This is a genomic window from Thalassospira australica, from assembly GCF_000763295.1.
Lineage (GTDB): Bacteria > Pseudomonadota > Alphaproteobacteria > Rhodospirillales > Thalassospiraceae > Thalassospira > Thalassospira australica.
In genome coordinates this window covers 402,948-419,637 of sequence record NZ_JRJE01000032.1, presented here as the reverse complement: position 1 = coordinate 419,637, position 16,690 = coordinate 402,948, and the positions used below count along the sequence as shown (strand labels likewise).

Genomic DNA, 16,690 nt, shown 5'->3' with positions numbered 1-16,690 from the left:
TGACCTGCGCGCTGCGACTTGATCTTTTGTGATTTTTACCCCATTTAGGGCCTAACCAAATGCAATTGAGATTGCCGAGCGGGCGGCCATTCGCCCCGGCACTCAGAATGAGAGGACAAGCCGACCATGTTCATTCAAACTGAACCAACCCCGAATCCGGCCACACTCAAATTCCTTCCGGGTGAAGAAGTGATGGGCCGCCTTGGCACCGCCAACTTTGTAAAGGGCGATGAGGCGATCAAATCCCCGCTTGCGCGCAAACTGTTTGAAGTTGACGGTATTGCCGGTGTGTTCCTTGGCGGTGACTTCATCACCATTACCAAGGATGACTCCAAGGATTGGCAGACCCTGAAACCGCAGATTCTTGGCGGAATCATGGAACATTATACCTCGGGCCAGCCGGTTCTTGATCAGGACTCCAACGCTGCCACCGGTGCCAGCACCGCAGCCGAAGGTGACAACGAACTGGTCAGCCAGATCAAGGAACTTCTTGATACCCGCGTCCGCCCGGCCGTGGCACAGGACGGTGGCGATATCGTTTTCCACCGCTTTGAAGACGGTGTTGTGTTCCTTGAAATGCACGGCGCATGTGCCGGCTGCCCAAGCAGTACCGCGACGCTGAAAATGGGCATTGAAAACATGCTGCGCTATTACGTGCCCGAGGTTCAGGCCGTCGAACCCGTTATGGCCGACTGATCTCCCGAGTCGTTAAAAAAATTCCAAGCCCGGCGCAAACTTTTACCTGCGCCGGGCGTTATTATTTCGCGCACAACGAAAAGGTTTGCGCGACATTTTCCACCGTTGGAATATTGCCCGTTGCGATCATCGGCTGCGGCAGGCATAGATAGCCCTCAATTGGGATGGACAGTTTAACTGCCCCGGAGATCACATTATGAAAAGCGCAGAAACAGGAAACTACCGGAAGATAGCGCTTGGTTCGATATTCGCAGCCATTTTCTTCCTGTACGTTGGTATTTTTGCCGGAATTGATATCTCTCCAACACCAAAAGGCTTTGGCAGTGACACTGTCGACGTCGCCACAGCCACGACTTCCACCACCGGCACCAAGAAAAAGAAACCGATTTATCGCCGTGGCCCCGAAGTGGTCGCGCTCAACCAGTATTTCAAAAGCATCAACTATCTTCTCGACGATGTGGACGAAGTGCCACGCGTTTACATCAAGCGGGTTCCAAAAGGTCTTGGCGAACTGGAATCGGTCGACGAACGCAAACAGCTTTTCCTGCGGATCATGCTGCCGCTTGCCATGCGCATGAATGAAGAAATCACCGCACAGCGCGAACGTCTGATGGCCATTCAGGCCAAAGGCATTTCAGGCACGCCGGTCAGTGACGCTGATCAGCAATGGGTTGATCAACTGGTCAAACGCTACCGCGTGACCGAAGGCGGCATTACGGCCCTTCTGGAACGTATCGATGTTATCCCGACCTCGTTGGTCCTTGCGCAATCAGCCGAGGAAAGCGGTTGGGGCACGTCGCGCTTTGTGCGCAAGGGCAATGCCCTGTTTGGTCAATGGGCCTGGGGGGATGATGAAGGCATCGTTCCCAAAGGCCGCGAAGAAGGCAAGACACACGTAATCAAGGCCTTTGACAGCCTGATGGGAAGCGTGCGGGCCTATGCGCGCAACATCAACTCCCACCCGGCTTACCAAAGCCTGCGGGAACGCCGCGCAAGTCTGCGTGCCAATGGCAAGGTCATCAGTGGCTGGGAACTGGCCGAAACCTTGACCAAATATTCCGAACGCGGTGCTGAATATGTCGATAGCCTGCACGCCATCATGAGCGTCAATGGCTTGAACGAACTTGATGGCCTTGAGTTTGCGGCGGGTGACGTTCCCCCACCGCCCAAGGTATTGGCATCCATCGAAGAATAATCTGCGCCACGCAGAATAAAAAAAGGGATCCATCAGGGTCCCTTTTTTGTTTTGGTGGAAATACGCCCGGATATCAGCGCAAATCAGGAACCCGGCCGATAAATCCAGCCGTTCTCTGATTTAAGCAGCCTGATTTCATCTTCGATGACGCGGCGCTCACCGACCTTGTAGTCACCTTCCTTCAAGGTCAGCACCTTGGTCTTTACCAGATCAATCGCATCCTTGACCGTATTGCCGACATCATCCATCGATCCGGCGGCCTTGCCCTTTTTGCTGACATCATCGGCAAAGTCCGAAACCGTGCGATCAAACACCAGTTCGTAGCGCACCATCACCACCCTTTCGTCATCGCCGTCGGCAATGCTGTTGGTCTTGGTGACATTTTCAACATGCCCGACCTTGGCATAGGGATCATCGCGAAACCGTTCGATCACGGCCGTGGTAATTTCATCCGCGCTCGGCCCGCTGGCCTGTTCATCTTCGCAAGCCGCAAGAAGCGGAAAGAACATGAAAACGGCGAGGAATCGGGTCAATTGGCCCATAGGGTGTTTCCTGTTTGCTTGCATAATCACTGATACACCCCTGCTGTTTGCAATCGGCATGTGGCAAAAATCGGGTCAATCCGACAAGACCGGACCATTATTGCAGATTGCCCACCACAGGTCAGGCCCGGTTTCCGGTTTAGAGCCTGTCACACATGAAAATGGCGGAGCCGATCAAGACAACCCCGCCATTCCCCGGATTTTAACCCGATCCTTTATCCGGGATCGGTTTAGCCGTGCTCTGCCTCGTGGGCGGCAAGGGCGGCAAGATTGACCAAATCGTTCACAGTCGCGCCCATCTGGGCAATCTGTGCCGGTTTCTCAAGGCCGATCATCACCGGACCAACCACCGTGCCACCGCCAAGCTTATCAAGCAGCTTGGATGCGGTCGTTGCGGCATGAAGTGCCGGCATGACAAGAACATTGGCCGGGCCTGACAGACGGCAGAACGGATAAAGCTTCAAAAGTTCCGTATCGAGTGCGACGTCAACGGCCATGTCACCATCGAACTCGAAATCAACATTGCTGCTTTCCAGAATGCCGACAGCTTCGCGGATACGGTCGGTATCCTCGCTATAGGGATTGCCGAATGTCGAATGTGATACCAGTGCCACACGCGGCTCATGGCCCATCTGGCGGGCCTTTTCGGCTGCCTGAATGGCGATCTCGGCCAGTTCTTCGGCATTGGGCACGTTATGAACGCGGGTGTCGGCGATAAACACCGTCCGGCCCTTGGCAATCGCGATTGAAATCCCCATCGGGATTTCGCCCTCTTTGGCATCAATCACACCGGCAATATCGGCAAAGCTGCGGTTGAAGTTCCGGGTAAGCCCGGTGATCAGGCCATCAGCATGCCCCTTGGCGACCATCACGGATGCAAACACATTGCGTTTCTGGTTCACCATGCGCTGGCAATCGCGCCACAAATACCCTTTGCGCTGCATGCGTTCATAAACGAACTCGGCATATTCCGTATTGTGTTCGGAAAGGGCGGCATTGCTGATTTCAACGCCTTCAAGGTTTTCGATGCCAAGCTTCTTGGCACTTTCATGGATGCGATCTTCGCGACCAATCAGGATCGGCGTGCCATAGCCCGAATTGCGATAGGCCACCGCCGCACGAATGACGGTTTCTTCTTCGCCCTCGGCAAAGGCAATGCGTTTCGGATGGGCCCGGACATAATCGGAAATCAGTTGCAGATGTGCGGCCGTCGGATCAAGGCGACCGCGCAGCTGATTTTCATATTCGTCCATATCAATGATCGGACGACGCGCCACACCGGTATCCATTGCCGCCTGGGCAACGGCCTTGGGGATGGCGATGATCAGGCGCGGGTCAAACGGGGCCGGAATGATATATTCCGGGCCATATTGCAAACGCCGCCCGGAATAGGCTGCCGCCACCTCGTCAGGCACATCTTCGCGTGCCAGCGATGCCACGGCCTGGGCTGCGGCAATCTTCATTTCCTCGTTGATCGTTGATGCCTGAACATCAAGCGCACCGCGGAAGATATAGGGGAAGCCCAGCACATTGTTGATCTGGTTGGGATAATCCGAACGCCCGGTGGCACAGATCGCATCATCACGGATGGAGGCAACCTCTTCGGGGGTGACTTCCGGGTCCGGATTGGCCATGGCGAAAATGATCGGTTGCTTGGCCATGGATTTGACCATCTTGGTCGTCACCGCCCCCTTGACCGACAGGCCAAAGAACGCATCCGCACCGTTCATCGCATCTTCAAGCGACCGCGCATCCGTCTCGGCAGCATGGGCCGACTTCCACTGGTTCATGCCGTCTTCGCGGCCCTTGTAGATCACACCGCGTGAGTCGCACATGATCACGTTATCAGGCGACACACCCATGCTTTTGACCAGCTCACAACAGGCAATGGCCGCAGCCCCCGCGCCATTGATGACAAGCTTGATGTCTTCAAGCTTGCGCCCGGTCAAATCACAGGCATTGATCAGGCCCGATGCGGCAATGATCGCCGTGCCGTGCTGGTCATCATGAAACACCGGAATGTCCATGACTTCGCGCAAGCGCTGTTCAATGATGAAGCATTCCGGCGCCTTGATGTCTTCAAGGTTGATGCCGCCAAAGGATGCCCCCAGGAAGCGCACGCAATTGACGAACTCGTCAACATCTTCGGTCGACACTTCAAGATCAAAGCCATCAACATCGGCAAAGCGTTTAAACAAAACCGCCTTGCCTTCCATCACCGGCTTGGACGCCAATGCCCCAAGGTTGCCAAGACCAAGAACGGCCGTACCATTGGAAATGACGGCAACGATATTGCCCTTGGACGTATAGTCATAGGCGGTCGCCGGGTTCTTGGCGATTTCAAGACACGGCACCGCAACACCTGGCGAATAGGCGAGCGACAAGTCGCGCTGGGTGGTCAACGGTTTGGATGCGGTGATTTCGATTTTGCCGGGGCGGCCGCTGGAATGAAACAGCAGCGCTTCGCGGTCACGAACCTTGATTTCTTTATCTGACATTATTTTTCACTGACGCTTGCGTGGTGGGTTGGAAAGCAACGTGTGTAGATTATCCTGATCGACAAATTTTCGGTGTGGGACCGTCATGTCGGACCGCCCAATAAATCAGGCTTCGGTCGCCGGGTCAAAGGCGACGTTAACGGCAACCGCAAAATTACGCAGCGTTTTCTGTATGTTGCGTCGCAGCATACCTCGCAAAACAAACCGGTTTCAGAACCTGAAACTCCGTACGCGACCATGCGCGATTGATCGTCCTGCCATCCGGATCCGAGATAAGACGTGATTTTTCAGCCACGTAATCGCAGGTGCCCAAATCCCCGAATGCGATGCATCTTCTATTGCACCGCGCAATCAGGTGGCATGGTCGCGGTAATGTGAATTTTTCACGATACGAAAAACGGGGGCCAAGGCCCCCGCATTCCTGCATCCGCAGTTTGAAATCGTGTTCTGTGACCCGACGTGATCGCACGGTTGATTACTTCGGCACATGCAGATGGACGTTGGTCGCACCATGCTGTTCAAGAATGGCACGCGCCTTGGCCTCGGCACCGTCATGGTCGGGATCGATCCGCACCCACAGGATGACCGAACCGGCGTCCACCGCACGGGCGAAATCTTCGGTATGGGGGGTGGAGGTCACTTCTTCGATAAATTCGCGCAGTGCGACCGCGCCGACGCCTGCCCCAACCGCAAGGGCCGCTGCTGCGGTCGCCGCCCCGCCAAACAGGGCAATCGCCCCTGATGCGACAAGCGGCACTTCATATTTGGCTTCGCCGACCAGGGCGGTCAGCACATCGGACCAGGACCGGCCATCCTTGCCAGCGACATCGATCGATTCATGTGAACTTAAAACCGACAAATCGGTGCGTTCAAATCCGCCATCGCGAAGCGCACGCATGGCCGCATCAAAACCGTCTTTGGTATCAAACAATCCAACCAGTTCCGGTGCCTGCGGGGTGGTCTGTTCTTCTGCCATTTTGTACGCTCCTTGTTGACTGTTATTCTGTCGCGGGAATACGCGATGCTTATCTATATAGATTGCGCGGAAATTCAGGCGTTGCAATGGCATAGATCAAGTTTTATCACCGCATCATTCCGGGTCATTCTCCACGCCTCTCGTCATTGCCTTCAGGGTTTGCTATCAAGTCATCATGAACCAGATCGCCGATACATCCGATACCACACCTATTGCGCCCTCCTTCTCCAAGGAAGGCGCCACCCCGATGATGCTGCAGTTCCTTGAAATCAAGGAGCAGTATCAGGACTGCCTGCTGTTTTACCGGATGGGCGATTTCTACGAGCTATTCTTTGACGATGCGGTCAAAGCCGCCGAAGCCCTTGATATTGCCCTGACAAAACGCGGCAAGCATCAAGGTAACGAAATTCCCATGGCCGGTGTTCCCGTCCATAGTCACGAAACCTATTTGCAGCGTCTGATCCGCAAAGGGTTCAGGGTGGCCGTCTGCGAACAGCAGGAAGACCCGGCGGAAGCCAAAAAACGCGGTGCCAAATCCGTGGTCAAACGCGGTGTGGTGCGCCTGATCACGCCGGGAACCCTGACCGAAGACAGCCTGCTGGATGCCCGGCGCCATAACTATCTGGCTGCCGTATCCGAGGTGCGCGGCAAGGTCGGTCTGGCCTGGCTTGATATGTCGACCGGGGATTTCTTTGTCCAACCCAGCGACATCGCAGCCCTGCCCGCAGCCCTGGCGCGTCTTGATCCCGGCGAAATCCTGTTTTCCGAGAAAATGTTGAACCGGTCCGAAGTGTTCGACATTTATGCGGAATATAAAAACATCATCACCCCGCAACCAAGCGCGCGCTTTGATGCCGAAAACGCCCAGCTGCGCCTTAAAAAGCTGTACGAGGTCGAGGCCCTTGATGCCTTTGGCGGGTTTGAAGTTGCCGAACTTTCGGCTGCGGGCGCACTGATTGATTATGTTGATCTGACCCAAAAGGGCCAGATGCCCCGCCTTGCCCCGCCAACCCGGGTTGCCCAGGGTGCGGCGATGGAAATTGATGCCGCAACACGCCGGTCACTGGAACTGATCCAGACCCAATCGGGCGAGCGCAAGGGATCATTGCTGTCGGTGATTGACCGCACCAAAACCGGTGCCGGGGCACGTGCACTGGCGGCCCGTCTGTCGGCCCCGCTGACCAATGCCGATGACATCAACAAGCGCCTTGATCTGGTGGAATATTTCCATGATCGCGATGGCTTGCGGTCCGATTTGCGAACGGCCCTTGGCGAATGTCCCGATATCGAACGCGCGCTTTCGCGCCTGTCGGTCGGGCGCGGCGGCCCGCGTGATCTGGCCGCCATGCGCGATGGTTTGGCTTGCGCCTTTGCGATTGGCAATCTTCTGGGGAAACCCGATGGCGGCAATGACGGCCTGACCACCCAGCCCGAAGCCCTTTCTGATCATTTGACCATGATGGGTCAGCATGGCGATCTGATTGATCTGTTGCGCCGTGCGATTGCCGAAAGCCTGCCGCTTATGGCGCGTGATGGCGGTTTCATTGCCGGGGGCTATCACCCACCGCTTGATGAACTGCGCATGCTTTCAAGTGAAAGCAAAAAGCTGATCGCCAATCTGCAGGCGCGCTATACCGAACAGACTGGCATCACCAACCTTAAGGTCAAACACAACAACGTTCTGGGCTATTTCATCGAAGTGTCGGCCAAAACTGCCGACAAAATGATGGAAATCGACGAGTTTATTCATCGTCAGACCATGGCCAATGCGGTGCGCTTTACCACCGTCGAACTGTCCGAACTTGAAAGCAAGGTCTCCAAGGCCGGTGATCAGGCGCTTGCCCTTGAACTGGAACTGTTTGAAGAATTGGTTTCCGCCGTTCTTGCCAAGGCTGACGAAATCGCCAAATGCGCGCAGGCCCTGGCCGGGCTTGATGTTTCGGCCGCCCTTTCGGAACTGGCGCGTGATCAGGGCTGCATCCGGCCCAACATTGATAACAGCCTGTCCTTTGACATCAAGGCGGGCCGCCATCCGGTCGTCGAGGCCGCCCTTCGTGAAAATGGCGATGCACCGTTTGTCGCCAATGATTGCCGTCTGGAAGATGAACAAAGCCTGTGGCTGATCACCGGTCCGAACATGGCCGGTAAATCGACCTTCCTGCGCCAGAATGCCCTGATTGCCGTATTGGCCCAGATCGGGGCGTTCGTACCTGCCGAACACGCCCATATCGGCGTGATTGATCGGCTGTTTTCACGCGTTGGCGCAGCCGATGACCTGGCACGCGGGCGATCGACCTTCATGGTTGAAATGGTCGAAACCGCATCGATCCTTAATCAGGCCACCGACCGCTCGCTTGTGATCCTTGATGAAATCGGGCGCGGGACTGCGACCTTTGATGGTCTGTCGATTGCCTGGGCGGTGGTGGAAAACCTGCATGAAATCAACAAGTGCCGCGGGCTGTTTGCCACCCACTATCACGAACTGACCGCCCTTGCCGCCAAGCTTGCCCACCTGTCCTGTCACACCATGCTGATCAAGGAATGGCAGGGCGAGGTTGTTTTCCTCCATGAAGTCGGTGCGGGCAGTGCGGATCGGTCTTACGGTATTCACGTCGCCCAGCTGGCTGGCCTGCCAAAGCCCGTGATCAAGCGCGCCGAACAGGTCCTTAAAACCCTTGAAAAAGGCGAACAGGGTGGCGCTGTTTCCAAACTTGCCGATGATCTGCCGCTGTTTGCCGCTGCCATCGAACAGGCCGCCGAGGAAGAACGTACATCGGCACCCGCACTATCAGATGCGCAAAAGGCATTGCTTGATGCCCTCGCCGATCTGGATCCCGATAACATGACCCCGCGCGATGCGCTTGATGCGTTGTATCGTTTGCAATCCCTGAAAGACTGACCGCAGTAAGTTGGACATAAACGCATGAAAAACAGGCACTTTGCACCTATATGTGGCAGGTGCCTGTTTTGGTTTCGCACAGAAGCGGGCGTTTCACGGAATTCAAATACCGGCACAGCACATGCATAGGGTGCGGTCACATCAGATTGCCGTTATTGTAACCCGATCAGCTTTGTCATCGCGGCACACAGACCGCAAGCAGGCGCAAGGAAACCGACCAACGTGACCTACAAGATCAAAAAGCAGCGCGAAATCATTGACCGGAAAAAGGTTTTTTCCGAACTTGAAGCCATTGCAAAGGGTCCGGACCTTAAAAGTTTCAAGCAGCGTGCTGCTGTTTTAACCAAGCTGAAATCGGTCATGGAAGACGGTCGCTCGGTTATTCGCGCCCGCTTTGAAGACAGCAATTCCGGTCAGGAAACCGTCTTTTCCCACAGCTTCCTGATGGATCAGATCGTGCGCCTGATCTATGATTTTGCCGCCAGTTTCGTCTATCCGCTGCACAATCCCACCAATGAACAACGCATGTCGGTTGTCGCGGTCGGTGGCTATGGGCGCGGCGATATGGCACCGCATTCCGATGTCGATATCCTGTTTCTGTTTCCCTACAAACAGACTGCCAATGGCGAACAGATTGTCGAATTCATTCTTTATATGCTGTGGGATCTTGGGCTTAAGGTCGGCCATGCGACGCGTTCGGTCGATGATTGCCTGCGCATGGGCAAACAGGACATCACCATTCGCACCAATCTGCTTGAAAGCCGGTTTGTCTGGGGCGATGAGGAAACCTACGACATGTTTCGCGCCCGGTTCATGGATGAACTGGTCAAAAGCACCGGCCTTGAATTCATCGAAAAGAAACTTGAAGAACGCGATGACCGCCATGTGCGCATGGGGGATTCGCGCTATGTGGTCGAACCCAACGTCAAGGATGGCAAGGGCGGATTGCGCGACCTTCATACCCTGTTCTGGATTGGCAAATATCTCTATCGCGTCAATTCACCGATGGAACTGGTTGATCTCAAGGTCCTGACCCGGAAGGAAGCACGCGGTTTCCTTAAGGCACAAAACTTCCTGTGGGCGGTGCGCTGCTGGTTGCATTATCTCTCGGACCGCGAAGAAGACCGCCTGACCTTTGACATGCAGCGCGAAATTGCCGAACGGCTTGGCTATACCGATCATGCCGGGGCATCGGGCGTTGAACGCTTCATGAAACACTATTACCTGATGGTCAAACATGTCGGCAACCTGACGCGCATCTTCTGTGCCGCCCTTGAAGAACGCCATCAGCGTCGCCCGCTGATCCGTTTTCCCGGCAAGCTGTTTGGCACCAAGGAAATTGACGGGTTTGAACTGCGCAATGATCGCCTGACAGTCGAAAGCCTTGATGTCTTCAAGAAAGACCCGATCAAGATTTTGCGCCTGTTTCTGGTCGCCCATCAAAACGGCGTTGGCATTCATCCCGAAACATTGCGCTGGGTCACCCAAAGCCTGAAACTGGTTGATCACAAGCTGCAAAATGATCCGGATGCCAACGAAGTCTTCCTTGAAATCCTGACCCAGCCCGACAGCCCGGATATCATCCTGCGCAAGATGAACGAAGCCGGGGTCCTCGGCCGTTTCATTCCCGATTTCGGGCGTGTTGTGGCGCAAATGCAGTATGACATGTACCACACCTATACCGTGGACGAGCATACGATCCGTGCCATTGGCATCCTCAATCAGATCGAATGCGGCGAACTGGCCGATGATGCCCCGATCGCAACCCGGATCATGGGACAGGTGATTTCACGGCGCGTTCTTTATGTCGCTGTCCTGCTGCATGATATCGCCAAGGGACGCGGCGGCGATCACTCCGAACTTGGCGCGGAAGTGGCCGAAAAACTCTGCCCGCGTCTGGGGCTGTCGCCTGCGGATACCGAAACCGTTGCCTGGCTGGTCAAGGCGCACCTATGGATGAGCCTGACTGCCTTTAAGCGCGACCTTAACGACCCCAGCACGATCAAGGCCTTTGCCGATCTGGTGCAATCCCAGGAACGCTTGCGGTTGTTGCTCTGTCTGACGGTTGCCGATATTCGGGCGGTTGGACCCAATATCTGGAATGGCTGGAAGGCAACGCTTCTGCGCGAACTTTACTATGCCACCACGGACCACCTTTCAGGTGGCCTGAATGCCGACAGCCGCGATTCACGGGTTGCCAATGCACAAATGGCGCTGCGTGAAGCGCTTGGCGATTGGCCGCAACAAGATATCGAAGATTTCATCGAACGGGGCTATCCGTCCTATTGGCTGAGTTTCGATACCGATGTCCATGTCCATCATGCCCATCTGACACATGCGGCCAAGAAAAGCGGGGCGGACATCACAATTGATGTGCGCATCGATACCGAAATTGATGCCACCGAAGTCACCGTGCATTGCACCGACCATCCCGGCCTGTTTTCCCAGATTTCCGGGGCCATGGCGCTGTGCGGGGCCAATGTCGTCGATGCCAAGATCCTGACCCTTGCCGATGGCATGGCGCTTGATACCTTCTTTATTCAGGATAGCAATGACGAAGCCTATAACGACACCGCCAAACTCGAACGCCTGCGCGAAACCCTTGAACAGGTGATCTCCGGGCAAGTCCGCCCCAGTCACGAACTGCAACGCCGCCAGATCAAGGACAACAAGCACCGCACAGCCGTGTTCAAGGTTGAACCCAATGTCATCATCGACAACAAGGCCAGCCGGACCCATACCGTTATTGAAATCACCGCCCGGGATCGTCAGGGGCTGCTTTATGACATCACGCGTGCGCTGCGTGATTTGTCGATGCAGATTGCATCTGCGCGTATTTCCACCTTCGGCGAGCGCGCGGTTGACGTGTTCTACGTCAAGGATGTCTTTGGCCTTAAGATCGACAGCCGCACCAAGTTCGTTCAGGTCAAGGAAACCCTGACACAGGCGATTCAAAACGACTGAGCAAACACCGCACAATCCGGATTGATCCAATACCCATGCGCTACCATCAGCAACGCCACGGTATGGATCAAATCCGGATGTTCCGGCTGTTTTGGCCGAATCGGAATATATTTATAATTTGAAAATTGTGACGGACGAGGAAGGATAAAACCAAACCGACACGTGACCTGTTACGCACGATGTCGAAATCCTCGGAGTGCAGCAGGTTGAGGTGATTTCCCTTTATTCCCCGCCCGTCCAATATCGAGGCTCGCGTCCCAACGAATCCTCAGCGAGACCGAATGTAGGCCTCCCGCAAGGTTTTTTCTGTGACGGCTGTCACAGGGGTGCGGAAAAAATGCTCCAATTCAATGACTTTCACAAAAATGCGATATAAGGCCCGGTGTTAGGAACCAGTCATTACGACTTATTCACCCTTGGCTGCCAGATTGTTTGTCGGGTTTTCACCGGCACATATAGCAACAGCCGAAAATTTCGCCGCATTTGCCAAACACCTTGCTGGCTGCCCTGCAGTCCCTTGATACGGAACGCTTAGTCAATGTCGCTTGTCCGCTCTATCGCCACCGTTAGTGGCTTTACCTTGGCTTCCCGCCTGTTGGGATTTTGCCGCGATATTCTGATTGCCGGCCTGTTGGGTGCGGGCGGGATGGCCGATGCGTTCTTTGTCGCTTTCAAATTTCCCAATCTGTTTCGCCGCCTGTTTGGCGAAGGCGCATTTTCCGCAGCCTTCATCCCGCTTCTGGCCGGTGACATCGAAAAACGGGGCATGGATGCGGCGCGTGAATTTGCCGCGCGCGCCATGTCGATGCTGGTCCTGATCACAGGATTTCTGGTGGCAATCATTGAAATTCTAATGCCTTGGGCAATGTATGTATTTGCACCGGGCTTTGCCGAAGACCCGGAAAAATTCGCCCTTGCCGTCGAACTGTCGCGGATCACCTTCCCCTATCTGGCATTTATTTCGGCTGTGGCCCTGATGTCGGGCGTGATGAATACGCTCCATCGTTATGCCGCGGCCGCCGCAGCACCGATCATTCTCAATATCTGCCTGATTGGCGCTTTGCTTGGCCTGACACCGCTGACCGAAACACCGGCCCACGCCCTTGCATGGGGCGTTGCGATTGCCGGGGTGGCGCAGTTCGTCATGCTGGTGATTGCCTGCAAACGCGCCAATTTCGCCATTAAATGGCAATTGCCACGTATTGATGACCGCATCAAGCTTCTGGGCAAACGCATGATCCCGGGCATGATCGGGGCTGGCGTCTATCAGATCAACCTTCTGATCGACACCATGCTGGCCTCCCTTGTGTCGGATGGGGCGGTTTCCTGGCTTTATTATGCTGATCGCGTGCAACAATTGCCGCTTGGTGTGATTGGCATTGCCATTGGTACGGCCCTTTTGCCAACATTGTCGCGCCAGTTGCAGGGCGCAGATGCCAAAACCGCCATGCACAGCCAAAATCGCGGTATTGAAATCGCCCTGTTGCTGACCCTTCCCGCCGCCGTAGCCCTTGGGGTGATGGGGCTTCCGGTGATCAATGTTCTGTTTGAACGCGGCGCATTCGGGGCGGAAGAAACCCTTATGACCGGCATGGCATTGACGGTGTTTGCCTTTGGCCTGCCGGCCTCGGTTCTGGTCAAGGTATTGGCACCCGGCTTCTTTGCCCGCGAAGACACCAAAACACCGATCCGCATTGGCATTTCCTGCATGGTGCTTAACATCATTCTGATCGTTATTCTGATGCCATGGTTCGGGCATTTGGGGATTGCCGCGGCGACCTCTGTTTCGGTCTGGGTCAATGCCATGTCGCTTGGCATCCTTTTGCGCCGACGCGGAGATCTGGAATTTGATGCCCGCTTGCTCAAACGCGTGCCACGCATCCTGCTTGCATCCGCATTGATGGGATCAGCACTGTGGTTTGCCATTGATGCCCTTTGGCAGAATGATGCGCTTTCGATCACACGCATCATCACCATGGCGATCTGTGTTGGCGGCGGCATGGCGGTCTATGCGATTGCCGCCCAACTGCTTGGTGCGACCAGCTTTTCCGAACTCAAAAGTACTTTGAAACGCGGAAAACCCGCCTGATCTGAATATTTCCGGGCATTTCCCGACAAGCAGCTTGACCAAATCGGGCCAACCCCTAAACTCGCGCGCTGTTTGCTTGCATGCTCGTCCGCCGGCGGGTGTCCAAAACCTGGCGGAGTATGCAGGCCCTGTTAAACATAAATTGAAATGGACGACGACGTTATGGAACGTGTGTTTTCGGGCGCTCAGCCCTCCGGTAATCTTCACCTTGGCAACTATCTTGGCGCGATCCGCAACTGGGTCGAACTGCAGAAGAAATATGAATGCATCTTCTGCGTGGTCGATATGCATGCCATCACGGTCTGGCAAGACCCCAAAGAACTGCGTTCCAACATCCGCGAACTGGCAGCCAGCATGATTGCGTCGGGCATTGATCCGGAAAATCAGGTGCTGTTTAACCAAAGTCAGGTGTCTGCCCATGCCGAACTGGCGTGGATCTTTAACTGTGTCGCGCGCATCGGTTGGCTCAACCGCATGACCCAGTTCAAGGAAAAGGCCGGCAAGCATCGCGAAAACGCATCCTTGGGCCTTTATGCCTATCCCAGCCTGATGGCGGCTGACATTCTGACCTATAAGGCGACCCATGTGCCGGTCGGCGAAGATCAGAAGCAGCACCTTGAACTGGCCCGCGATATCGCGTTGAAATTCAACAATGATTACGAGGTCGAAGACTTCTTCCCGCAGCCCGAACCGCTGATCCTTGGTCCGGCAACGCGCGTGATGTCGCTGCGTGACGGGTCGAAAAAGATGTCGAAATCCGATGCATCCGATATGGCGCGCATCAATATGACCGATGATGCCGATACGCTGGCCAAAAAGATCCGCAAGGCAAAAACCGATCCGGAACCGCTGCCATCCGAGGCCGCCGGTCTTGAAGGCCGCCCCGAAGCCAAAAACCTGATCACCATCTTTGCCGCACTGACCGATAACACGGTTGATGCAGTTCTGGCAGAACATGGTGGCACGCAGTTCTCGGGCTTCAAACAGGCGCTGACCGACGTGGTTGTCGAAAATCTGGCACCGATCACCGAGGAAATGGCGCGTTTGAATGCTGATCCGGCCTATATCGATTCCGTTTTGGCCAAGGGTGCAAAACGTGCGGACGCCATCGCCCAGCCGATCCTCAAAGAGGTCAAGGAAATCGTCGGTTTCCTGGGCAGCTAGGCCTGATGGTCTGATCAGACCTTAATACAAATCAAAAAGCCCGCCTGGTCCTGAACCGGCGGGCTTTTTTGCGTCTGGGGGCAAACCGTTACCTCACGGTCGATTTAAATTGAATTTTCTGGTGTCTGGGGCTGTTTTTGCATGGCCTGATACTTTTTCAAGCCATCCATCATCGTCTGGCTGAACCATGCACCAACCGGGGCATCGCCGTTCAAATTCTCTGATGCCTGCTGCATCAGGGGATGGGCCGCAACATCGTCAGACGCCGCAGTCGTGCTGGCAGGCGTAACCGATGCTCCGTTAGATCCGCGTGCATCAGCACCTGCATTGGACGCCCGCGCAGCCATCTGCCCCTGATCAGCAACCGGATTGGTGCTGCCAACGGCATCTGATGCCATCGCCTGTGCTTTTTCTCGCCCAAGTGCAGCATTAAATCGGGCTGCCATTTCGGCCGCTGACAGTGGTGATCCATTTGCCGAAACGCTCTCAGGCGCCAGGGCGTTTTCGTTCTCTGCTTTTACCGTGTTTTGTTTGGCAATACGGGATTCATGGGCCGCCATTTCAGCAGAAATCGCAATACTGTTGGTTTGACGGCTGATCCGCCCGCTGCTTGCCGCACGCCCCCAAACCGTATCGCCGCCCTGATTGGCGATTGTCGCACGCGGAACAGCATCACGTGCCATGGAACTCGAAGATACAGTGCGTGACAGGGTCGATGCCGGATTTGCCGTTCCCGCCGATGCCATGGCAACGGTAAGTTCGGCTGGATCAGAAACCTGTGACGGGGCTGATTGTGCCGCTGGCGTTTCTTGCGCCTGTGCCTGGGTCTCTGTCTGGTTTTGGGGCTGGTTATGGGTCTGGCTCTGCGGGCTTGTTGCCAATGCATTTGCCATTTTGCCCTGGGCCCAAGGCACATTCAAATCAGATGGCGCAACGCCCAAACCCTTCGCCGGATCAGCCGCCGCCAATATTGTCTGATCCACAGCCCCACGTGGGGCGGGTTGGACGATGGTTGCCTGCTCTTGCGGGCTTGCTGCCTGTGCTGTTGATGTTTGCGCGCCCGTCATCCAGGGCAAGACAAGTCCCCCCTGATCCGCACTGTTTTCGGCAATCTGTGCTGAGGGATCTTTTGTCGCATCGGCAACTGCGGTGCCATCATCAATGCCGCTGCCGCCAAAACTATCTTCGACAAAGGCCATGACGTGGCTTCCGGTGTCATCGCCGGTAACCGCATCGACCACGGCATCAATCGCTGCACCGGCAAGGCCAAAAACCCCGCCAAACAGTCCGCCACCAACCACACGCGCACCATTGCCAAGCTCGTCGCCTGTCAGGGATCGATACACCATCCCGACACCGGGAATATGTTGCAGGGGATTAACCACATCGAGGAAATCGGTAAATTCGAACCCGTCTTCGCCAAACATATATTGGGAAAAGGTCCGCCCTTGCGCATTTTCCGAAAGCGCGTCAGCCGCATTGGACTGGGCAAACTTGTTGTTTGCCACGTCGCTTGCTGCGCTTGAAACGTTACCGGGCGAAATTTGCCGCCAATTTTCACCAATCGACATGTTTGTCCTCCTCTTGCGATCTATTTTGCAAAAGGAGTGCCAGTTTTAGAAAACCCTAAAACATTGAAATAATTGATTTTTAATCAGGAAGGATTT

General features: G+C 55.3%; 10 protein-coding genes. 6 read left to right on the top strand and 4 right to left on the bottom strand.

Annotated features, from left to right (window positions below):
- Positions 1-126: 126 nt before the first annotated feature.
- Both JF44_RS0118110 and JF44_RS0118105 read left to right on the top strand, forming a co-directional pair.
- A complete protein-coding gene (locus JF44_RS0118110) occupies positions 127-696 on the top strand; it encodes a NifU family protein (RefSeq protein WP_033070342.1) in 570 nt (189 codons plus the stop codon).
- Positions 697-892: 196 nt separating this feature from the next.
- The gene (locus JF44_RS0118105; protein ID WP_033070341.1) at positions 893-1,891 is read left to right on the top strand and encodes a glucosaminidase domain-containing protein; all 999 of its coding nucleotides are present in this window, start codon (positions 893-895) and stop codon (positions 1,889-1,891) included.
- A gap of 83 nt (positions 1,892-1,974) precedes the next feature.
- On the opposite strand, the gene JF44_RS0118100 is transcribed toward JF44_RS0118105, so the two are convergent.
- From JF44_RS0118100 to JF44_RS0118090, 3 genes are all read right to left on the bottom strand, one after another.
- On the bottom strand, positions 1,975-2,433 hold the full coding sequence (locus JF44_RS0118100) for a hypothetical protein (RefSeq protein WP_033070340.1): 459 nt from the start codon (positions 2,431-2,433) through the stop codon (positions 1,975-1,977).
- A gap of 230 nt (positions 2,434-2,663) precedes the next feature.
- Complete coding sequence (locus tag JF44_RS0118095; protein WP_033070339.1) at positions 2,664-4,931, bottom strand: NADP-dependent malic enzyme; 2,268 nt, start codon at positions 4,929-4,931, stop codon at positions 2,664-2,666.
- 475 nt (positions 4,932-5,406) lie between these two features.
- Positions 5,407-5,907: a hypothetical protein gene (locus JF44_RS0118090; protein WP_033070338.1), complete on the bottom strand. Its 501-nt coding sequence runs from the start codon at positions 5,905-5,907 to the stop codon at positions 5,407-5,409.
- A 175-nt stretch (positions 5,908-6,082) separates the two neighbouring features.
- Between JF44_RS0118090 and mutS the strand changes: the two genes are divergently transcribed.
- The 4 genes from mutS (at position 6,083) to trpS (ending at position 15,023) form a co-directional block, all read left to right on the top strand.
- The gene (gene mutS, locus JF44_RS0118085) at positions 6,083-8,806 is read left to right on the top strand and encodes a DNA mismatch repair protein MutS (protein WP_033070337.1); all 2,724 of its coding nucleotides are present in this window, start codon (positions 6,083-6,085) and stop codon (positions 8,804-8,806) included.
- A 222-nt stretch (positions 8,807-9,028) separates the two neighbouring features.
- A complete protein-coding gene (locus JF44_RS0118080; protein WP_033070336.1) occupies positions 9,029-11,770 on the top strand; it encodes a [protein-PII] uridylyltransferase in 2,742 nt (913 codons plus the stop codon).
- 538 nt (positions 11,771-12,308) lie between these two features.
- On the top strand, positions 12,309-13,859 hold the full coding sequence (gene murJ, locus JF44_RS0118075; RefSeq protein ID WP_033070335.1) for a murein biosynthesis integral membrane protein MurJ: 1,551 nt from the start codon (positions 12,309-12,311) through the stop codon (positions 13,857-13,859).
- A 162-nt stretch (positions 13,860-14,021) separates the two neighbouring features.
- Positions 14,022-15,023 (top strand): tryptophan--tRNA ligase, encoded by a 1,002-nt coding sequence (gene trpS, locus JF44_RS0118070; RefSeq protein ID WP_033070669.1) that lies wholly within the window; start codon positions 14,022-14,024, stop codon positions 15,021-15,023.
- A gap of 104 nt (positions 15,024-15,127) precedes the next feature.
- Here the strand turns inward: trpS and JF44_RS20040 are convergent, their stop codons facing one another.
- The gene (locus JF44_RS20040) at positions 15,128-16,594 is read right to left on the bottom strand and encodes a hypothetical protein (protein WP_052066029.1); all 1,467 of its coding nucleotides are present in this window, start codon (positions 16,592-16,594) and stop codon (positions 15,128-15,130) included.
- Positions 16,595-16,690: the final 96 nt, after the last annotated feature.